At 51.8% G+C, this 18322-nt stretch carries 23 protein-coding genes; 8 read left to right on the top strand and 15 right to left on the bottom strand.

Annotated features, from left to right (window positions below; all coding sequences use genetic code 11):
- The first annotated feature begins 17 nt into the window (after nt 1-17).
- Nucleotides 18-1163, top strand: a complete 1146-nt coding sequence (locus tag LZ463_RS19980; protein ID WP_241457677.1) for a GGDEF domain-containing protein — start codon at nt 18-20, stop codon at nt 1161-1163.
- 17 nt (nt 1164-1180) lie between these two features.
- Here the strand turns inward: LZ463_RS19980 and LZ463_RS19975 are convergent, their stop codons facing one another.
- The 3 genes from LZ463_RS19975 to rsmD all read right to left on the bottom strand — a co-directional run bounded on the left by LZ463_RS19975 (nt 1181) and on the right by rsmD (nt 2723).
- Nucleotides 1181-1444, bottom strand: coding sequence for a YfhL family 4Fe-4S dicluster ferredoxin (locus LZ463_RS19975; protein WP_241457675.1), 264 nt, complete (start codon nt 1442-1444; stop codon nt 1181-1183).
- A gap of 51 nt (nt 1445-1495) precedes the next feature.
- Nucleotides 1496-1990 carry a pantetheine-phosphate adenylyltransferase gene (coaD, locus tag LZ463_RS19970; protein WP_241457673.1) on the bottom strand — a complete coding sequence of 165 codons (495 nt, stop codon included), beginning with the start codon at nt 1988-1990 and terminating at the stop codon, nt 1496-1498.
- Nucleotides 1991-2057: 67 nt separating this feature from the next.
- A complete protein-coding gene (gene rsmD, locus LZ463_RS19965; RefSeq protein ID WP_241457671.1) occupies nt 2058-2723 on the bottom strand; it encodes a 16S rRNA (guanine(966)-N(2))-methyltransferase RsmD in 666 nt (221 codons plus the stop codon).
- Between the two features lie 109 nt (nt 2724-2832).
- On the opposite strand from rsmD, the gene ftsY reads away from it, so the two are divergent.
- The 4 genes from ftsY to rpoH all read left to right on the top strand — a co-directional run bounded on the left by ftsY (nt 2833) and on the right by rpoH (nt 6741).
- Nucleotides 2833-3906, top strand: a complete 1074-nt coding sequence (gene ftsY, locus LZ463_RS19960; protein ID WP_241457669.1) for a signal recognition particle-docking protein FtsY — start codon at nt 2833-2835, stop codon at nt 3904-3906.
- Between the two features lie 33 nt (nt 3907-3939).
- The gene (locus LZ463_RS19955; RefSeq protein WP_241457667.1) at nt 3940-4614 is read left to right on the top strand and encodes a cell division ATP-binding protein FtsE; all 675 of its coding nucleotides are present in this window, start codon (nt 3940-3942) and stop codon (nt 4612-4614) included.
- Nucleotides 4615-4664: 50 nt separating this feature from the next.
- Complete coding sequence (locus tag LZ463_RS19950; protein WP_241457665.1) at nt 4665-5579, top strand: cell division protein FtsX; 915 nt, start codon at nt 4665-4667, stop codon at nt 5577-5579.
- A 265-nt stretch (nt 5580-5844) separates the two neighbouring features.
- Nucleotides 5845-6741 carry an RNA polymerase sigma factor RpoH gene (gene rpoH / locus LZ463_RS19945; protein ID WP_241457663.1) on the top strand — a complete coding sequence of 299 codons (897 nt, stop codon included), beginning with the start codon at nt 5845-5847 and terminating at the stop codon, nt 6739-6741.
- A 103-nt stretch (nt 6742-6844) separates the two neighbouring features.
- On the opposite strand, the gene LZ463_RS19940 is transcribed toward rpoH, so the two are convergent.
- Genes LZ463_RS19940 through LZ463_RS19920 form a run of 5 tightly spaced genes read right to left on the bottom strand, consistent with a single transcriptional unit; the run spans nt 6845 to nt 10727 of the window.
- Nucleotides 6845-7393: an SCO family protein gene (locus tag LZ463_RS19940; protein WP_489686136.1), complete on the bottom strand. Its 549-nt coding sequence runs from the start codon at nt 7391-7393 to the stop codon at nt 6845-6847.
- 29 nt (nt 7394-7422) lie between these two features.
- Complete coding sequence (cyoE, locus tag LZ463_RS19935; protein WP_241457659.1) at nt 7423-8313, bottom strand: heme o synthase; 891 nt, start codon at nt 8311-8313, stop codon at nt 7423-7425.
- A 2-nt stretch (nt 8314-8315) separates the two neighbouring features.
- A complete protein-coding gene (locus LZ463_RS19930; RefSeq protein WP_241457657.1) occupies nt 8316-9401 on the bottom strand; it encodes a COX15/CtaA family protein in 1086 nt (361 codons plus the stop codon).
- 14 nt (nt 9402-9415) lie between these two features.
- Complete coding sequence (locus LZ463_RS19925; protein ID WP_489686134.1) at nt 9416-10027, bottom strand: SCO family protein; 612 nt, start codon at nt 10025-10027, stop codon at nt 9416-9418.
- Complete coding sequence (locus LZ463_RS19920; RefSeq protein WP_241457655.1) at nt 10014-10727, bottom strand: SURF1 family protein; 714 nt, start codon at nt 10725-10727, stop codon at nt 10014-10016. The genes LZ463_RS19925 and LZ463_RS19920 overlap by 14 nt, the downstream gene beginning before the upstream one ends.
- A gap of 60 nt (nt 10728-10787) precedes the next feature.
- Here LZ463_RS19920 and LZ463_RS19915 point away from each other — a divergent pair, with 60 nt between their 5' ends.
- Complete coding sequence (locus LZ463_RS19915; protein WP_241457653.1) at nt 10788-10988, top strand: twin transmembrane helix small protein; 201 nt, start codon at nt 10788-10790, stop codon at nt 10986-10988.
- Between the two features lie 103 nt (nt 10989-11091).
- Here the strand turns inward: LZ463_RS19915 and LZ463_RS19910 are convergent, their stop codons facing one another.
- The 7 genes from LZ463_RS19910 to LZ463_RS19880 form a co-directional block, all read right to left on the bottom strand.
- The gene (locus tag LZ463_RS19910) at nt 11092-11952 is read right to left on the bottom strand and encodes a cytochrome c oxidase subunit 3 (protein WP_241457651.1); all 861 of its coding nucleotides are present in this window, start codon (nt 11950-11952) and stop codon (nt 11092-11094) included.
- Nucleotides 11953-11991: 39 nt separating this feature from the next.
- Nucleotides 11992-12207, bottom strand: coding sequence for a DUF2970 domain-containing protein (locus tag LZ463_RS19905; protein WP_241457649.1), 216 nt, complete (start codon nt 12205-12207; stop codon nt 11992-11994).
- A complete protein-coding gene (locus tag LZ463_RS19900) occupies nt 12204-12794 on the bottom strand; it encodes a cytochrome c oxidase assembly protein (protein ID WP_241457648.1) in 591 nt (196 codons plus the stop codon). The genes LZ463_RS19905 and LZ463_RS19900 overlap by 4 nt, the downstream gene beginning before the upstream one ends.
- Nucleotides 12795-12796: 2 nt before the next feature.
- A complete protein-coding gene (locus LZ463_RS19895) occupies nt 12797-12904 on the bottom strand; it encodes a cytochrome oxidase small assembly protein (protein ID WP_241457646.1) in 108 nt (35 codons plus the stop codon).
- A gap of 64 nt (nt 12905-12968) precedes the next feature.
- The gene (ctaD, locus tag LZ463_RS19890) at nt 12969-14564 is read right to left on the bottom strand and encodes a cytochrome c oxidase subunit I (RefSeq protein ID WP_241457644.1); all 1596 of its coding nucleotides are present in this window, start codon (nt 14562-14564) and stop codon (nt 12969-12971) included.
- A gap of 24 nt (nt 14565-14588) precedes the next feature.
- Complete coding sequence (gene coxB / locus LZ463_RS19885) at nt 14589-15776, bottom strand: cytochrome c oxidase subunit II (RefSeq protein ID WP_241457642.1); 1188 nt, start codon at nt 15774-15776, stop codon at nt 14589-14591.
- A gap of 211 nt (nt 15777-15987) precedes the next feature.
- Nucleotides 15988-16902, bottom strand: a complete 915-nt coding sequence (locus LZ463_RS19880) for a methyltransferase domain-containing protein (RefSeq protein ID WP_241457640.1) — start codon at nt 16900-16902, stop codon at nt 15988-15990.
- Between the two features lie 59 nt (nt 16903-16961).
- On the opposite strand from LZ463_RS19880, the gene LZ463_RS19875 reads away from it, so the two are divergent.
- Together LZ463_RS19875 and trmL are read left to right on the top strand one after the other, a co-directional pair.
- Complete coding sequence (locus tag LZ463_RS19875; RefSeq protein ID WP_241457637.1) at nt 16962-17702, top strand: ComF family protein; 741 nt, start codon at nt 16962-16964, stop codon at nt 17700-17702.
- Nucleotides 17703-17710: 8 nt separating this feature from the next.
- Complete coding sequence (gene trmL / locus LZ463_RS19870) at nt 17711-18181, top strand: tRNA (uridine(34)/cytosine(34)/5-carboxymethylaminomethyluridine(34)-2'-O)-methyltransferase TrmL (RefSeq protein WP_241457635.1); 471 nt, start codon at nt 17711-17713, stop codon at nt 18179-18181.
- Nucleotides 18182-18322 lie beyond the last annotated feature (141 nt).

The following is an 18322-nucleotide window of genomic DNA, read 5'->3' as shown; positions in this document are numbered from 1 at the left end:
GACCCCTGGCAAACACGATGGAAAGCATGATTCCGGTACCAGCAGATGAAGAACTGGACGCAGCACAGTCTGCGCTGCTTGACTTACAGCGTGAAAACCAGATACTGCGCGACCGGCTCGACAGCCTGCTGGAACTGGCCCATCGCAACCAGAGCATCATGGCACGCCACCAGAGTTTTGACCTGAAGATTATCAGCGCCAACAGCTTTCGTGAATTGATCACCAATATTTTCAGTGCACTGGCCATCACGTCTGAACTGGACGTGGTATCACTGGTCTTGTTTGATAAGTTCGGTGACCTGCAGCACATGCTCAGTGACCTGAAGATAGACTTGCAGGAATTCCCCCACCTGATTTTCTTGCGGCACGAAGTCGAACTGTCTCAACCGCAGAGCGCCTTGCGCAAGCCGCAACTGGGTTTGTACCAGAGCCTGGCTTACGGTTCTTATTTCAGCACCTTTAGCAAAAAGCCAGCCAGTATCGCCATCATTCCCATGCACAGGCAGGGCAGGCTGATAGGCTGCCTCAATCTTGGCAGCTTCAAGGCAGACCGTTTCCAGCCCAACATGGCGACAGATTTCATAGAGCGACTTGGCTCCATCATCGCTATCTGCCTGGAAAACGTCATCAACAATGAGCGCCTGACGTATATAGGCCTGACAGATCCGCTAACGAATGTCAGCAATCGCCGCTACGTAGAACAACGCATGCTGGAAGAAATTGCCAGGGCGCGCAGGCAAAGATACAGCATAGCCTGCATGTACCTGGACATCGATTTCTTCAAGCAGATCAATGATCGTTACGGCCATCAGGGTGGTGACGATGTACTGAAAGAAGTTGCCAGCCGCATCAAGGCAGAGCTGCGTCTCAGCGATACCCTGGGGCGCTTTGGTGGTGAAGAGTTTGTCGTGGTACTGGTCAACACCAATCTGCATGACGCGATCACCGTGGCAGAACGCATACGCAAGAGTATCGCCGACAGTGAATTTGTACTCAGTGAATCAGGCAGTTGCCAGGCCACCATTTCCATAGGCCTGACCACCATAGACGGCAACACCAATTATGAAGATGCTCCCAGCGTCGCACGTGACCTGGTCTTGCGTGCGGACAGGGCTTTGTATCAGGCCAAAAATGCCGGACGCAACCAGGTACGCTGTTTTTAGCGGTTCGCTATCCTGATTTATTGCGCAGGCTTTTGCGCAGCCTGCAACAACTCATATTTGGCCTGCAACTGCGCCGGAGTTTCTCGCCATGCAGGATTGAAGGGGATGCAGCTTACCGGACAGACCTGCTGGCATTGCGGCTCCGTATAGTGACCGACACATTCCGTGCATTTATTGGGGTCTATTTCATAGATTTCCGGCCCCATGTAAATGGCATCGTTGGGGCATTCGGGTTCGCAAACATCACAATTGATGCAATCGTCCGTAATCATCAGGGCCATACCAGCTCACTTCACTTTCATCCAGCCCCTACCGGGCTGTATACATGCAACTTAATTACTTTCTGCCTGGGCCGCCACTTTTTTCTTGAGCCAGCGGTCAACCGAGGGAAATACAAATTTGGACACATCACCACCGAACATGGCGATTTCGCGGACTATGGTACCTGAAATAAACTGGTACTGGTCAGATGGTGTCAGGAACAGGGTTTCAACGTCAGGCAGGAGATAGCGGTTCATGCCTGCCATCTGGAATTCATATTCAAAATCTGATACCGCACGCAGGCCACGCACGATGACACGCGCATCATTCTTGCGCACAAAATCCTTGAGCAAACCAGAGAAGCTTTCTACCCTGACATTCGGGTAATGCCCGAGCACTTCGTTGGCAATGGTCAGGCGTTCATCAAGGGAGAAAAAGGGTTTCTTGCTCTTGCTATCCGCTACGCCGACCACCAGGGTATCAAAAAGCCCGGATGCGCGACGCACCAGATCTTCGTGACCACGTGTCAGCGGATCAAATGTTCCCGGATAAACGGCTGTAACCATCTTCACTCCCTTTTTTTGCACCATGCATCAAGACTTGCATAAGGATATGCACTAAGTTGAGCAGGCATTATGCCTGATTTTCGTGCGCGCCATGCGGCAAAATGTTGCGTTGCAGTATATGGAAGTAAACGCTGCCAGCCTTATCTGCCCGCACAAGTTGCCATCCACTTAATAATTTATGTAATTTGTCCATGGCATCGCCCTCTGCTTCTGCCAACGAAAACTCCGCTTCTACATAAAGACAGCCCCTGTCACTCAGCACTTGGGCGCATAAGGGCAGGATACGGGACAACCAGTCCTGGCCAAAAGGCGGATCAAGAAAGATCAAATCCTGCTTTTGTTGCCTGTTTATCATGCCATCAAGCACCTTGAGGGCGTCTGCCCTGAGCAGATCGCACTGACTGGCTTGCAATTTGTCCTTTACCTGCTCCAGTTGCTTGTAGGCCGGGGTATGCGCTTCCACCATCGTTACCTGGGCAGCACCACGACTGGCTGCTTCAAATCCCAGGGCGCCGGTGCCGGCAAACAGGTCGAGACAGACCAGTTTGTCCCAGTTGTTATCGAATAAATGACTGAGCCAGTTAAATGCCGTTTCCCTGACGCGGTCCGGCGTAGGACGCAAGCCTTCTGCCTCAACCACGCTTAGCAGGCTGCGCTTCCATTGCCCGCCGATGATACGAACCTGGTGATTACTGCGTTTTATTGTTGTCGGTTTTTTACTATTTGTTTTCATTGCATGTCAGCTACGGCTAAATCGGTTTACAGTGCGCTGTCTGTTAAAATGGCAGCATTCTAATACTAGGGCAGGCTTTTCTTGCCGCCCGCACTCCCCAAATATCCCGATGTTTAGTTTTTTCAAAAAGAAACCCAAAGAAGAAGCGCAGGTGCCGGTCTCCCAGATTGCGCCGGCAGCTATCATAGAAGCAACATCCACAACAGCTGATGCTCCACCGGCGTCAAGCCAGCCAGCAAGCAAGCCCGTTGCGCCCCAGACACAGCCGGCACCTGAACCCGAGCAAAAGCGCTCATGGCTGAGCAGGTTGAAGGCGGGTTTGGCCAAGACTTCCTCGAATCTTACCACCCTCTTTGTCGGCGCTCGCATTGATGACGATTTGTATGAAGAGCTTGAAGCCGCCCTGCTGACTTCAGACGCCGGCGTGGAAGCGACGCAATTTTTGCTTGATGGCCTGAAGAAAAAGGTCAAGGAAGAAAAACTGACCGAGGCGGAACAGGTCAAGGCTGCGCTGAAAGCCCTGTTGCTGGAATTGCTCACACCATTGCAAAAACCGTTGGAGCTTGGCCGCTATCAACCTTTGGTGATGATGATTACCGGGGTCAATGGCGCCGGCAAAACCACCACCATAGGCAAGCTGGCCAAACATATGCAAAGTCACCAGCAATCTGTCTTGCTGGCCGCAGGCGATACCTTCCGTGCGGCTGCGCGTGAGCAGCTGGCAATCTGGGGCGAGCGCAATAATGTCACGGTGATCGCCCAGGAATCCGGTGACCCGGCCGCCGTGGCCTTTGATGCCGTGGCCTCAGCCCGTGCACGTGGTACGGATGTGGTGATGGTGGATACGGCTGGCCGCCTGCCCACCCAGTTGCATCTGATGGAAGAACTGAAAAAGATCAAACGTGTGATCGCCAAGGGTATGGATGGTGCACCGCAAGAGGTCTTGCTGATCATCGATGGCAATACCGGTCAGAATGCTCTGGCCCAGGTCAAGACTTTTGATGATGCCCTGCAGCTGACCGGCCTGGTGATTACCAAACTCGATGGCACGGCCAAAGGCGGGGTACTGGCCGCCATCGCAAAAAACCGCCCGGTACCGGTGTACTTCATCGGCATCGGTGAACAAATTGAGGATTTGCAGCCTTTCAACGCACAGGAATTCGTTGACGCCCTGTTAAGCTGAATTGCCTCCCCCAAAATCAGCCATATTGCGACCATGATAGAATTTGAACACGTCAGCAAGCAGTATTCTCAAGATACCTATGCGCTCAGGGATGTATCCCTGTCGATAGCCAGCGGTGAACTGATCTTTTTGGCTGGCCCCTCCGGTGCGGGCAAGTCTACCCTGCTGAAGATGATCGCGGGCATAGAAAAGCCCAGCTCTGGTCAGGTCAGGGTCAACGGGCAGGACATCAGCAAGCTTAAGTCCGGCAGCCTGCCTTATCTACGCCGCAAGCTCGGCTTGATATTGCAAGACCAGAAATTATTGACCGACCGTACCGTGCTGGCAAATGTCATGTTGCCGCTGATTGTCACTGGCGCATCACATGGCAAGGCTGAGGAACGTGCCCGTATTGCCCTCGATAAAGTCGGCCTGCCCGACAAGGCAGACTCCCTGCCGCTGGCCCTGTCCGGTGGTGAGCAACAGCGGGTGGCAATTGCCCGTGCCATCGTCAACCGCCCGCAAATCATCCTGGCCGACGAGCCAACCGCTTTTCTTGACCGGGACAATGCCAACAAGGTGTTGACAACACTAAAGGCTTTCCAGAGTGCAGGCGTCACCTGCATCATCTCCAGCCATGATGAACAGTTTCTCGACCAGGCCAGCCGCGTTATCTACCTGAGCCAGGGACAGGTGGTTACCAGCTGGAAATCATCGCTGGCTGCCTGATTTGCCCGTACTTTGCCCGTCTATCTGCACAGAACAACAAGGAAGAATTCATGACCATCTGGTTCCGTCAACATTTGTTCGCCATGAAAAGTGCTTTTGGCCACTTGCGCGCCAGTCCTGGTAATTTTCTATTCAATGTACTGGTGGTCGCCATCGCACTAGCCCTGCCGATTGCCGGCCTGACCCTGATAGAAAATATCCGCCCCGTCTCTTCACAGCTGTCTATAGAGCCGGAAATCAGTATCTTTGTCAGCCCGGAAACTGCGCGCGCTAACGCAACGGCCCTGTCGATACCGATCAAAAAGCTGCTGAAAGAAAAAGGCATCACGGCCAACCTGAGCTTTATTCCCAAAGACAAGGCGCTGGCCAGTCTGGAGCAATCATCCAATCTGACTGAAGTTTTATCAACGCTTGGTGGCAACCCTCTGCCGGATGCCTATATCCTGTCCATGTCCAATGCGGACGCCGGCAAGATCGATGACCTGGTTGAAAACATCAGGCAGATGCCAGATGTCGATATCGTGCAGCTTGACTCTGCCTGGGTCAAACGCCTGGCGGCGCTGATGCAGATCATGCAATTGGGCCTGATGCTGCTGGCAGCAACCCTGGCCGTGGTCGTCATCGTGGTGGTGTTCAATGCCACGCGCCTGCAGGTCATCTCTCATCAGGCCGAGATCTCAGTCACCCGGCTGCTTGGCGCGACCAACAGTTTTATCCACAAACCCTATTACTATACCGGCGCCTTGCTGGGCTTGCTGGCCGGGGGCATGGCACTGGGTATGATCGCTGCCTCCCTGCACCCACTGAACAAGGCTATTGCTGAATTTGCCAAATTGTATGCATCAGAATTTCATCTGCTACCGTTAGGTATCGTACAGAGCCTGATCTTGCTGGCGGTTAGTATGGTACTGGGCCTGATAGGCGTCTTCCTTTCGGTGAGACGACAACTGGCGCGCGCCAGCTAGGCAGCAACCCCGTTGTTACATCCTATTACATCTGATCACAGGCTAAGTCCTGACAAAATTATTGTAATTAACTGCAACTTTCCACGCAGGCTGGCATCTAAGTAATTATTATTGCTGTAAATGATGGCTAGTTTTTCAATAGATTATTTTGATGAAGCTTATAGTATCTGAGTATTAGCACTCTTCTCAAGAGAGTGCTAATATAGGAACTTGAAAGTGCCATATGGGGTGCATTACTCCAAGGTGGCCGCAATAAGGAGGAAAAATGGCAACAACATCGACACAATTGATCCCCGCTTCTGACAGCACTGCACTGGCCCTTGGCTTTAGTGGCAGTCTTGGAAACATTGATGCCTATATCTCTGCAGTCAATCGTCTGCCCATGCTCTCGCATGAGGAAGAGGTAGACTATGCAAAAAAATTGCGTAATGACAATGATCTGGCTGCTGCGCAGCAACTGGTTATGTCGCACCTGCGTCTGGTTGTCTCCATCGCCCGTGGTTATCTCGGCTATGGTTTGCCCCATGCTGACCTGATTCAGGAAGGCAATATCGGCCTGATGAAAGCCGTCAAGCGTTTTGACCCTGACCAGGGTGTGCGCCTGGTATCCTATGCCATGCACTGGATCAAGGCCGAGATGCATGAGTACATCCTGAAAAACTGGCGTCTGGTAAAAGTTGCCACGACCAAGGCACAACGCAAGCTGTTCTTCAATCTGCGCAGTCACAAAGAAGGCCTGGACGCGATGTCGCCCAAGCAGATTGACGCCCTGGCGTCAACACTCGATGTAAAACGCGAAGAAGTCATTGAGATGGAAATGCGTTTGTCCGGTCACGATATCGCTCTGGACGCACCGACAGATGACGATGATGAAAAGTTTGCACCCATCGCTTATCTGAAGACAGAGTCTGACGAACCTACCCGTGTATTGGAAAGCCGCCAGTATGACCGCATGCAAAGCGAAGGCCTGGAATCTGCCCTGTCCAAACTGGATGCGCGTTCACGCCATATCATCGAAGAGCGCTGGTTGAAAAATGATGACGGTACAGGCGCAACCCTGCATGAACTGGCAGATGAATACGGTGTATCTGCCGAACGCATACGCCAGATCGAAAGTGCAGCCCTGAAGAAAATGAAGGGTAGCCTGAGCAACTTTGCATAAGCAGGCCATGCATTGAAAAAGGCACTCCTCGGAGTGCCTTTTGTTTTTCTATCACTTTTCTGTCAGTCACCGATCAATGCCCAGGCTTAATCCTGATCAGGGCTTACTTGAGCAGCATTTTCAAATCATGAGCAACCGGCTCTGGCCCCTGGCCGTGGCGCAAGAATAAACGAATCCGCCCCTGGGGATCAAACACATAGCTGCCTGCCGTATGGTCCATGGTATAGCTGCCTGGTGTCTTGCCTTCCACCTTTTGATAAAACACCTTGAAGTCCTTGGCAACCTTGGCAGTTGCAGCGGCATCGCCATATAGGCCAAGAAAGCGCTTGTCAAAATTGGGCACGTAGCTGGCCAGCAAAGTCTGGGTATCACGTTCCGGATCAAGCGTAACAAACAAGACTTGTACCTTGTCCGCATCACTGCCCAGGAGTTTCATCACATTTGCCATTTCCACCATGGTGGTCGGGCAAACATCCGGGCATTGCGTATAGCCAAAGAAAATCACAACTGCCTTGCCCTTGAAGTCTGCCAGGGTACGTGCCTTGCCATTATGGTCGGTCAGGGCAAAATCCTTGGCGTAATCGAGGCCAGTCAGGTCCGTGTTATTGAATTTTTCAGCCCCTTGCATGCAGGCGGACAAGACCAGCGTCATCAGGATGCCAGCCAGGCTCTTCAGTATTTTCATAAGGTGAGCTTGATATAGTGATCCACCAACAAGGCGGCAAACAGCAAGGACAGATAAATGATGGAATAAGTGAAAGTCTTGCGCGCCAGCATATCGTCATAGTGCTTGTAGATACGCCATGCATACCAGAGGAAAATCAGACCAAGCACAATGGCACTGACCAGGTAGATCAGGCCGCTCATGTGCACGGCATACGGCAGCATGGTGGTGGCAAACAGGGCAATGGTGTAGAGCCAGACATGGAAGCGGGTAAATTCCAGGCCATGGGTAATAGGCAACATGGGCAGGCCGGAACGCGCATAATCATCGCGCCGGTACATGGCCAGCGCCCAGAAATGCGGTGGCGTCCAGACAAAGATGATCAGTACCAGCAACCAGGCCTGCATGGGCACATCATTGGCTACAGCAGCCCAGCCTAGGGCCGGCGGCATGGCGCCGGACAAGCCGCCAATGACAATATTTTGTGGTGTCGCCGGTTTCAGGATAATCGTGTAAATCACGGCATAACCAACAAAGGTGACGAAGGTCAGCCACATGGTCAAAGGGTTGACCATGGTATACAGCACCCACATGCCCATGCCACCAATGACACCGGAAAACACCAGGGTTTGGGGAATAGTGATTTCACCCTGGGCAGTTGCGCGGCGCGCAGTCCTGGCCATGCGTGAATCGATTTCTTTCTCTACCAGGCAATTGACAGCAAAAGCGGCGCCGGCCAGCAGCCAGATACCGATGGTAGCGGCAACCACAACACGCCAGTCAGGCAGGTCAGGTGTCGCCAGGAACATGCCGATGACGGCACAAAAAACGGCGAGCTGGGTAACGCGGGGCTTGGTCAATGCCCAGTATTGAGCAAGTCGGTTGGAAGGCAAACTTAATGTGGTCATGATCATTCTTTGGCAGCGGCAAGGCTCACATGCCTTACCCTGTAGTTTAACATGGTCAGCAAGAGCACGAGCGTGGCAGCCATGCCATTATGCAAAACTGCCAGCAGCAGCGGCCAGGAAAAAAATACGGTGGAAACACCGATGATAAACTGTGCCAATACGGCTAGCATGAGATGTCTCCCCAGCTTTTCCAGCCCCCTGGTACGGTTGGCACACCAGCCTGCCCAGAGGCAGGCAAGCACCACCAGGATGGCAAAATTCCTGTGCACCCAATGTATGGCGACCAGCGCATGAAATGGCAGGTATTTGCCATCCACAGTCTGACCCAGCTGACGCCAGAGGCTAAAGCCATGCTCAAAATCCATTGCCGGAACAAGCTTGCCATCACAGAGCGGATAATCATGGCATGCTAATGCAGCATAGTTGGTACTCACCCAGCCGCCAAGCGCTATTTGCATGAACAGCAAAACCAGGGCCAGACCGGCAGGCCAGAGCAGGCGATGTGCATCGGCGGACAAAACAGGTGCCCGTGGTTGCGAACTGCCTTGCTGCTCCAGGCTGGCACTGAGCAGGGCCAGCAAACCCATCCCCAGTATCAAGTGAGTAGTCACTATGACAGGTTGCAGTTTCAGGGTTACCGTCCAGGCGCCAAATGCACCTTGCAGGCAAACAAAGAAAAAAAGGAAAGTCGACAGCCAGGGACTGGTGCGCAATTGCTTACGATGCACCCAGGCAATGAGCATTTGGGCCACGATCAGCAAACCTACACTCATTGCCAGGTAACGATGAACCATTTCTATCCAGGCTTTTTGCAGGGTAACCGGGCCGCCAGGCATGACAATTTCTGCCGCCTTGATAGCAGCATGTGACTGCAAGGGGTTGGCCTGACCATAACAACCCGGCCAGTCAGGGCAGCCCAAGCCGGAGTCTGTCAGGCGCGTGAAAGCGCCGAACATGATCAGCTCAAATGTCAACGTGACAGTGACCGCAATCAATTTGCGGTATTTATTCTTTTCCCTGGAAAACCAGATGATGGTTGCCGGGATCAGGGCAACCATCATTGCTGTCAGGCTTAGCTGTAACCACATGATTTAACCTGTCCTTAGCCTATCGCAGACGCACGCAATAGTTTGCTGAGGTCTTTCTTGATTTTGTTGGCGTCAGCATTTTTCTGGTAACGCATCATCAGGTTGCCGAGCGGATCGATCAGATAGATATGGTCACTGATCTGGGTATTGTTCTCTTTGTCGACAGGTAGCCAGGTTTTCAATACGGCAGGGTCCACTTTCAGCATGCGTGCGCCGTCATACTGACGTATCAAAGCGGTATCGATGGGGACATCATCGGTAATCAGCCAGACCCGCTCTATCCTGTCCATTTCTTTGCCTTGCGCAACACGCAACTGACGTATGTCATACATCCTCTTCTGGCAGTCTCGCTCGCAAGCACCACTATCGATCTGTACCATCAGCCATTTACCCTTATATGCATCCAGACCGACAGTCGGGTCGGTCGGTGCAGCCCCTAAAAGGCGACCGGCAAGCTTGGGCATGGGATAGTCGCGCGGATCAAGTATGGTGCCATAGTTGGTCCGTCCGGCAGGCTTGATGACGTAATAGGCAAGGTAAGAAAAAATCATGGGGGCAGCACACACTGCCAGCACCAGCAGCAATTTCCAGCGCCCACGCGAGGTCTGTTTGTCAGTTTTTTCCACGACGAAATCCAGTAACAACAAAAAATAAGAAAGCCATCACGGCCAGCGCATACCATTGAAAGGCATAACCCCTGTGCTTGTCGGCGCCAGCCGATGGCAAGGGCCAGTCCCGGGACAAACCATCATCAGCAGCTGATGTCTGCTCCAGTACAAAGGGATAAAAATCCCAGCCCGTCTGTTTGATTAACATGTCTATATCAAGATTCTGCAACAGGCTACCCGGTTTGACAGTTTCGGGCTGCCCCAGTTGCATGACACGGTCCAGTTTATCCCGGACCAGGCCTTCCAGCATGACTTCACCTGCCGCCGCCGAGATGGCTGTCACATGCAACCTGTCATGCGCGTCGCGCGGCTGCCAGCCTCGGGCAACCAGGACATATTTGTTGCTACCCTCCAGCTTGAAGGGCATCAATACATACAGACCAGCCCTACCCTGCAAGGGGCGATTATCAAGATACAGCGGCCATTCGGCAATGAATTGCCCTCGTACTTTGAGTTTGCGAAAAGCCTTTATTTCACCAGCCGCACTATCTGGCTTCAATTGCTGCACTGGTAAATGCATGCGCTCAGCCAGCTGCGCGGCAATTATTTCCTTTTCTTCCGCCCTGCGGGTTTGCCATTGTGCCAACGCAACACCCAGACTGACCAGCAGCAGGCTTGCGATAAAGGGGATAAGGCGAAATCGGAAGGAAATAGGCATTCGGTGTGTAAGGTATTACAATGCGAAATCTAACAATCAAAAGCAGAAAAATAAACGAGTATGAAAATTCTTGTCGCCATCGCTTTTTTCCTTATCCTTTTCAGCCTGGGGTCTGCCTTGGTCTATCTGATGAAAGACAAGGGAAAAAGTAATCGCACGGTCAAGGCATTGGCTTTCCGGGTTGGTTTTTCCATCACCCTGTTCCTGCTGATCCTGCTGGCCAACCATTACGGACTGATACAGCCAACCGGTATCAGGTAAAGTCTGTCAGTTAACTGGACAGGCACTTCCCCCACCGGCAATCTGATATATGTAAAAAAGCCGCACTAACCGTGCGGCTTTTTTGTTTTACCGGATATTGCTATTACATCCAGTAAACAACAACGTACAGACCCAGCCAAACCACGTCAACAAAGTGCCAGTACCAGGCAGCGCCTTCGAACGCAAAGTGATGCTCAGGCGTGAAGTGGCCCTTCATCACACGGTACAGAACGACGGACAACATGATCGCACCCATGGTCACGTGGAAACCATGGAAACCGGTCAACATGAAGAAAGTGGAACCATAGATGCCGGAAGTCAGTTTCAGGTTCAGCTCATGATAAGCATGGATGTATTCATAAGCCTGGAAACCCATGAACACTGCACCCAGCAAAACAGTGGCAAACAGCCAGAATGCAGTCTTGGCACGCTGACCTTCACGCAAGGCGTGGTGAGCAATAGTCAGGGTCACACCGGAAGTCAGCAACAACGCTGTGTTGATGGTGGGGATAGGGAAAGGCCCCATGGTCTTGAAGGCTTCAACTGTTCCGGCCGGACCTACATTACCCCAGTTTGCAGCGAAATCAGGCCACAGGACTTTGTGGTCCAGATCAGCCAGCCAAGGCATGGAAATAGTACGGGCATAGAACAGGGCGCCAAAGAAAGCCGCGAAGAACATCACTTCAGAGAAAATGAACCAGCTCATGCTCCAGCGATAAGATACGTCGATACGCGCGCTGTATTTACCGCCTTCGGATTCAGCGATGGCGTCACCAAACCAGTTATACAGAACCACCAGGGTCAGGATGATGCCGGCGAAATTCAGGTAAGAACCCCAAGCCAGACCATTTACCCAGGCCGAAGCACCGATCATGGTCAGCAATAAAGTGGTGCCGCCCAGCACAGGCCATTTGGATGGACCAGGCACAAAATAATACGGCGCATTAGCGTGTTGAGAACTCATTTCCATCTCCCGATGCAATTTAATTTACTACTTGAATTGTTATTTTGCGACTACATGTTTGACTATCATGATCAGCACCGAGATAAATATCAGTGCCCCTATGATGCCAGCAATAATCACATGGACAGGATTCAACTGTGCTGCATCCTGTTCATAGTCATTTTTCTTGCGTATCCCCAAAAACGACCAGAATACGGCTTTCATTGTTGCAAGAAACGAAGCCTTACGTTTGCTTGCTTCCTTCAAATCACTCATGAGCGCCCTTGTCCTTCGCTGCTGACAGCCTGCGGTTTAACACCGACTTCAAAGAAAGTATAGGACAAGGTAATCGTCTTGACTTCCTTCGGCAGGGCCGGGTCTATATAAAACACCACAGGCATTTGCCGCGCCTCATTCGGCCCCAGTGTCTGTTGCTTGAAGCAAAAACATTCCATCTTCTTGAAGTAATTGGCGGCCTGCTGTGGTGCGTAGCTGGGTATCGCCTGCGCATCCATCTTGTAGGACTGCTTGTTCACTACTTCATAGACAACCTGCGTCATCTCACCGGGATGCACTTTCATGCTTGCCACGGTAGGCCTGAAGCGCCATGGTCCCTGAGTGTTTGCATCAAACTCTATGGTTACTTCACGACTTCTGTCGATCTGCGAATTGGATATTTCTTTTACTGAAATATCTTTGGGTGTCAGGATATTGACCCCGGTCAATTCGCATATCTGCTTGTAGATCGGCACCAGTGCATAGCCAAAACCAAACATCAAAGCCGCAACAACCAGCAACTTGCCCAGCATCTGCGCATTCAGCTTGTTGCCCTTGCTGCCTGCGCCGGTTTCATCCTCGGACATGATCAGCGCAACCAGGTTTGCTTGACGAATACACCAACAAAAAATACCAGAGCGATAGAAAACAAAATGATGGCAGTCTTGAGGTTATTCGGTTTTTTATCGTTCGTCATTTTTTATCCCGCCAGTGCTGCACTGCTTGCGACAGCAGTACAGCACCAGTAATACTTCACTTGATTACTTGAATTCTGGTGGTTCTTCGAAAGTATGGAAAGGCGCAGGGCTAGGCACTGTCCACTCCAGACCTTCAGCACCATCCCATGGTTTGGCTGGGGCAGGCTTGCCACCTTTGATGGATGGAATAACAACAGCCAGGATGAAATACACCTGCATCAAACCAAAACCAAATGCACCAATCGTTGCAATCTGATTGAAATCAGTAAACTGCGCAGGGTAGTCTGCATAACGACGTGGCATGCCGGCCAGACCCAGGAAGTGCATAGGGAAGAAGGTCACGTTGAACAAAATCAGCGAACCCCAGAAGTGGATTTTGCCGCGTGTTTCGTTGTACATGAAACCTGTCCATTTTGGACCCCAGTAGTAGTAACCGGCGAACAGGGCAAACAGGGAACCGGCCACCAATACATAGTGGAAGTGAGCAACCACGTAGTAGGTATCCTGCAACTGGATGTCAATAGGAGTCACCGCCAGGATCAACCCTGTGAAACCACCCATGGTGAACACGAAGATAAAGCCGACTGCAAACAACATAGGGGTCTCGAAAGTCATCGAGCCTTTCCACATTGTTGCTACCCAGTTAAACACTTTCACACCAGTAGGTACCGAGATCAGCATGGTGGCATACATGAAGAACAACTGTGCCGTCACTGGCATACCGGTTGTAAACATATGATGCGCCCAGACGATGAAGGACAGGATCGCGATGGATGCTGTTGCGTACACCATCGATGCATAACCAAACAAAGGCTTACGGGCAAATGCCGGAACGATCTGGGACACGATACCGAAGGCTGGCAAAATCATGATGTACACCTCTGGATGTCCGAAGAACCAGAAAATGTGTTGGTACATGACAGGGTCACCGCCGCCTGCAGCATTGAAGAAGGATGTACCGAAATGACGGTCAGTCAGCGTCATGGTGATCGCACCAGCCAGAACCGGCATAACGGCGATCAGCAGGTAGGCAGTAATCAGCCAGGTCCAGCAGAACATCGGCATCTTCATCAGTGTCATGCCGGGCGCGCGCATGTTCAGGATGGTCGTGATGATGTTGATGGAGCCCATGATGGAAGACGCACCCATGATGTGGACAGCAAAAATCGCCATGTCCATGCCTGGGCCCATTTGTGTGGACAATGGAGCATACAGTGTCCAGCCAGCAGCCGTTGCACCGCCAGGAACAAAGAAAGAACCCATCAACAGCAGAGCTGCAGGAGGCATCAGCCAGAACGAGAAGTTGTTCATACGGGCAAATGCCATATCAGACGCGCCGATCTGCAGCGGGATCATCCAGTTGGCGAAACCAACGAAAGCCGGCATGATCGCACCAAAAACCATGACCAGACCATGCATGGTGGTCAACTGGTTAAAGAACTCCGGCTGCATGAGTTGCAGGCCAGGCTGGAACAATTCACTGCGGATGCCAAGGGCCATGACGCCACCGGCCAGCAACATCGTGAAAGCGAACCACAGATACAAACTACCGATATCTTTATGGTTGGTTGCAAATAACCAGCGCTGGAAACCATGGGGATGGTCATGCGCGTGGTCGTGAGAGTGATCGTGAGCGTGATCAGCTGTAGTAGTGCTCATCTTTTCTCCTGTTCTTCCTGTTTATTACTTACGCGCAGCCAGAACTTCAGCCGGTTGGACAATGTTTTCTGCTGCCTTATTGGACCAGTTGTTACGGGTATAAGTAATCACCGCGGCAATTTCTGTATCCGACAAGCTGCCCTTCCAGGCTGGCATACCTGCTTTACCATTCATGACGATAGCCAGTTGGCCAGCTTTGGGACCAGCCACAACAGCAGAACCGTCAAGGGCAGGGAAAGCACCTGGAACACCTTTACCAGTAGCCTGGTGGCAGGCTACGCAGTTGGCGGCATACACTTTTTCACCACGCTGTTTCAGCTCGTCAACAGTCCATACTTTGCTTGGGTCATCAGCCTTGGCAGCCATTTCTTTTTTCTTGCCATCAACCCATTTTGTGTAGTCAGCCTCAGAAACAACGTTGACAACGATAGGCATGAAAGCATGTTCCTTGCCGCACAGCTCGACGCACTGACCACGGTAAGTACCAATTTTCTCTGCCTTGAACCAGGTGTCACGGACAAAACCGGGAATCGCATCCTGTTTCACACCGAAAGCAGGGATGGTCCATGAATGGATAACGTCATTGGCGGTAGTAATCATGCGGACCTTCTTGTTGACGGGCACAACAACTTCGTTGTCAACTTCGATCAGATAATTGTCACCACGTTTTTCAGTCGGCTCTACGCCAGGTGCACCAACTTGTGTACGGGGAGTAGCCAGGGTAGACAGGAAGGAAATGCCTTCACCCTCACCCTTGAGGTAATCATAGCCCCATTTCCATTGCATGCCAGTAACCTTGATGGTAAGGTCAGCATTGGAAGTATCTTTCATCGCGACAACCGTTTTGGTTGCGGGCAAGGCCATGACAATAACGATAATGAAAGGCACTACAGTCCAGGCAATTTCGACCGCTGTGCTTTCGTGGAAGGTAGCAGCTTTATGGCCGACTGATTTGCGATGTTTCAGAATAGAGTAGAACATCACACCAAAAACTGCCACAAAAATCGCCAGACAGATAACCAGCATCAGGTTATGAATGGAATAGATTTGCTCCGCAATTTGCGTAACAGGTTGCTGCAGATTTAACTGCTTGACCGCCGGACCGCCCTTCATATCTACCGCCGGACCATTCACCACCGCCCAGGACGGCAAACTTGCCGCCAAAAGCGAGGCACCCAGCATGAACGAATTGAATCGCTTAGCATGTTTCATGAATTTCCCCAAAACCCGATTAGAATTCTTTTAACAGAGCGCCGGGCATAAAAAGCTCAATGCGTACCGGCAACTTCCACAACTGCGAGAGTATAAGGCGTAAAGCAGGCCCTTATCAAGCAGAATACACTTGCCAAATCCCTGATCTGGCGCAAATGTCACAAAGATTTATCTATGAAATTGCGACTTTTTACCGTTTTTTTGATACGGATTAAGGGGATTTTTTGGGTAAGTCAAAACGCACTATGGCTTCGCCAGCCGCCGTTTTCCGGCTGACTGGCCGGAAAGCATGGCCGTACACCACTTCCAGTGTCAAATTGATACGCCCCCGGCTGTCGCGACGCTGTTCCAGCGCCGCAACCAGACCTTTATAGGCTTGACGACCAAACAAACCTTGACGTCTTGTCATTAGTGGATTACCTCCCAGCGCACGTACATCCTGTAATAACTTACCGGCATCCCCATAGGTCAGCGTGATTTTCTCCATGTCCATGACAGGCGTCGAAAAACCGGCATTGACCAGCATGTCGCCAAAATCATGCATATCGACGAAAGGCAAGGTATGCGGTAAGTCGTCGACTTTGGCAAAGGCCTCGCGCAGTTCTGTCAAACTGTCTGGCCCCAGGCAGGAAAACATCAGCAAACCTTCCGTGCGCAAAACCCGTCGCCATTCGGCAAACACCAGATCGGGCTGCGGATGCCAGTGCAAAGCCAGGTTGGACCAAATCAGGTCGACTGTTGCATTTGCCATCGGCAAACGCGCAAAGTCACCTGTAAGCAAGTACTGACCAACTTCCTGACGCAATACCGCTGGTGTCCATTTGGACAGTAAGCGCCCCATGGTGCTCATCGCCGCGAGCTGCTTTTTTTTGCCAGCCTGCAACATGGCCAGGGAAGCATCTACGCCAAAAACCTGCGTCTGAGGATATATTTTTTGCAATTCAGCAAGATCATCGAGCTCGCCACAGCCAGCATCAAGCAACGCTGATGGTTGTATTTTTACTAATTCCAGTTTTTCACGCATGCGGGTAGCGATCTCGCGTCTGAAAAAATCAGAGGGCTGGATTTTTTCAGGCTGGGCAAATAACTGGCGTACCAGTTGCAAATTGATTGGGGCACTAAGCATGGCTGGAAATGTTGAATCTGGCTTTTTTTGATAAGCTGGCAGTTTACACGCTTACCTCCATGATCACAGACAAACTCAAGCTTGCGTGGCAGAACACAATCGCCGCCCTGATACCCTGCCCGTGTGCGCTTTGCCGCGCCGACAGCCGGGAGGTCATCTGTGAAGCATGCCGTCTCGGCTATTTTACCCAGACTTTGCCACGTTGCAGCCAATGCGCCCTGCCCTTGCCACCGCACGCCAGCACATCGCGCTGCGGCGACTGCCTCAGTAATCCGCCCGCTTTTTCACAAACCATTACCGTTTGCGACTACGCTGCCCCACAAGATCAACTGGTGCTGGCCCTGAAATTTGGCCACGACCTGGCGTTGGCCCCCTGGTTCGCCAGCATGTTAAGAGAAAGCATACTGCAACAAAGGGAATTCGAACTCCCGCAACTGCTGTGTGCCGTACCGCTAGGCCGCAGACGTCTGGCAGAGCGTGGTTTCAACCAGGCGCAGGAAATTGCCCGGCCACTATCAAAACAACTGGGCATACCTTTGGGATTACATGTGTTGCAGCGCAGTCGCGACACTGCCATGCAAAGCAGCCTGCCAAACGCTGCCCGCGCCGCCAATGTAAAGCAGGCATTTTGCCTGGCTGCAGACATGACAGATAAAATCCGGGGCATGCACATAGGCGTAGTTGACGACGTCATGACCACTGGCATGACCATGCATGAAATCGCTACAATGCTCAAACGTTTTGGTGCTGCCAAAGTCAGCGCTTATGTGTTTGCAAGAACACTCCCTCATCTCAGCTAAGGAATGCAATGTTTCATGTTGTACTGGTCGAACCGGAAATCCCGCCAAATACCGGCAATATCATCCGCCTGTGTGCCAATACCGGCGTGCAATTGCATTTGATCGAGCCGCTTGGCTTCCCGCTTGATGACAGCAAGATGAAGCGTGCCGGGCTTGATTATCATGACTATGCAAGCATGAAAGTACATAAAAGCTGGGACGCCTTTTGCGGCAGCGAACAACCCGACCGGGCACGCATGTTTGCCATGACCACCCATGGCTCAAGTCCATTTGCCAATTGCAGCTTCCGGCCGGGCGACTACTTCATTTTTGGGGCCGAAACACGTGGGCTGGCCCCAGAGTTGCGCGAATCATTTCCGGCCAGTCAACGAATCCGCCTGCCCATGCGCCCTGATAACCGCAGCCTTAACCTGTCAAATACCGTGGCCGTTGTAGTCTATGAAGCCTGGCGACAAAACGGTTATGCCGGTGGCAGTTGATTTTCTTAATCCGGTGGCAGAAATAAATTGCCACAGGCATGTGGAAATTTGCGCAACTTGACTGAAAATCCTTTAGCATGGAAAAACAGGGGACAAATACGAACAGGCAAAACAGCCTGTCTATGCCCATTCCGGACCAAT

It is taken from the genome of Undibacterium paludis (assembly GCF_022568815.1).
Classification (GTDB): domain Bacteria; phylum Pseudomonadota; class Gammaproteobacteria; order Burkholderiales; family Burkholderiaceae_D; genus Undibacterium.
Note: the sequence above shows the minus strand (reverse complement) of the source record. Positions and strands in the feature narration are given on the sequence as shown.

Excerpts from the sequence above, each read along its gene's own strand:
- LZ463_RS19980 (WP_241457677.1), top strand. The coding sequence starts at position 18 with ATGGAAAGCATGATTCCGGTACCAGCAGATGAAGAACTGGACGCAGCA.
- LZ463_RS19975 (WP_241457675.1), bottom strand. The coding sequence starts at position 1,444 with ATGGCCCTGATGATTACGGACGATTGCATCAATTGTGATGTTTGCGAA.
- coaD (WP_241457673.1), bottom strand. The coding sequence starts at position 1,990 with ATGGTTACAGCCGTTTATCCGGGAACATTTGATCCGCTGACACGTGGT.
- rsmD (WP_241457671.1), bottom strand. The coding sequence starts at position 2,723 with ATGAAAACAAATAGTAAAAAACCGACAACAATAAAACGCAGTAATCAC.
- ftsY (WP_241457669.1), top strand. The coding sequence starts at position 2,833 with ATGTTTAGTTTTTTCAAAAAGAAACCCAAAGAAGAAGCGCAGGTGCCG.
- LZ463_RS19955 (WP_241457667.1), top strand. The coding sequence starts at position 3,940 with ATGATAGAATTTGAACACGTCAGCAAGCAGTATTCTCAAGATACCTAT.
- LZ463_RS19950 (WP_241457665.1), top strand. The coding sequence starts at position 4,665 with ATGACCATCTGGTTCCGTCAACATTTGTTCGCCATGAAAAGTGCTTTT.
- rpoH (WP_241457663.1), top strand. The coding sequence starts at position 5,845 with ATGGCAACAACATCGACACAATTGATCCCCGCTTCTGACAGCACTGCA.
- LZ463_RS19940 (WP_489686136.1), bottom strand. The coding sequence starts at position 7,393 with ATGACGCTGGTCTTGTCCGCCTGCATGCAAGGGGCTGAAAAATTCAAT.
- cyoE (WP_241457659.1), bottom strand. The coding sequence starts at position 8,313 with ATGACCACATTAAGTTTGCCTTCCAACCGACTTGCTCAATACTGGGCA.
- LZ463_RS19930 (WP_241457657.1), bottom strand. The coding sequence starts at position 9,401 with ATGTGGTTACAGCTAAGCCTGACAGCAATGATGGTTGCCCTGATCCCG.
- LZ463_RS19920 (WP_241457655.1), bottom strand. The coding sequence starts at position 10,727 with ATGCCTATTTCCTTCCGATTTCGCCTTATCCCCTTTATCGCAAGCCTG.
- LZ463_RS19915 (WP_241457653.1), top strand. The coding sequence starts at position 10,788 with ATGAAAATTCTTGTCGCCATCGCTTTTTTCCTTATCCTTTTCAGCCTG.
- LZ463_RS19910 (WP_241457651.1), bottom strand. The coding sequence starts at position 11,952 with ATGAGTTCTCAACACGCTAATGCGCCGTATTATTTTGTGCCTGGTCCA.
- LZ463_RS19905 (WP_241457649.1), bottom strand. The coding sequence starts at position 12,207 with ATGAGTGATTTGAAGGAAGCAAGCAAACGTAAGGCTTCGTTTCTTGCA.
- LZ463_RS19900 (WP_241457648.1), bottom strand. The coding sequence starts at position 12,794 with ATGTCCGAGGATGAAACCGGCGCAGGCAGCAAGGGCAACAAGCTGAAT.
- LZ463_RS19895 (WP_241457646.1), bottom strand. The coding sequence starts at position 12,904 with ATGACGAACGATAAAAAACCGAATAACCTCAAGACTGCCATCATTTTG.
- ctaD (WP_241457644.1), bottom strand. The coding sequence starts at position 14,564 with ATGAGCACTACTACAGCTGATCACGCTCACGATCACTCTCACGACCAC.
- coxB (WP_241457642.1), bottom strand. The coding sequence starts at position 15,776 with ATGAAACATGCTAAGCGATTCAATTCGTTCATGCTGGGTGCCTCGCTT.
- LZ463_RS19880 (WP_241457640.1), bottom strand. The coding sequence starts at position 16,902 with ATGCTTAGTGCCCCAATCAATTTGCAACTGGTACGCCAGTTATTTGCC.
- LZ463_RS19875 (WP_241457637.1), top strand. The coding sequence starts at position 16,962 with ATGATCACAGACAAACTCAAGCTTGCGTGGCAGAACACAATCGCCGCC.
- trmL (WP_241457635.1), top strand. The coding sequence starts at position 17,711 with ATGTTTCATGTTGTACTGGTCGAACCGGAAATCCCGCCAAATACCGGC.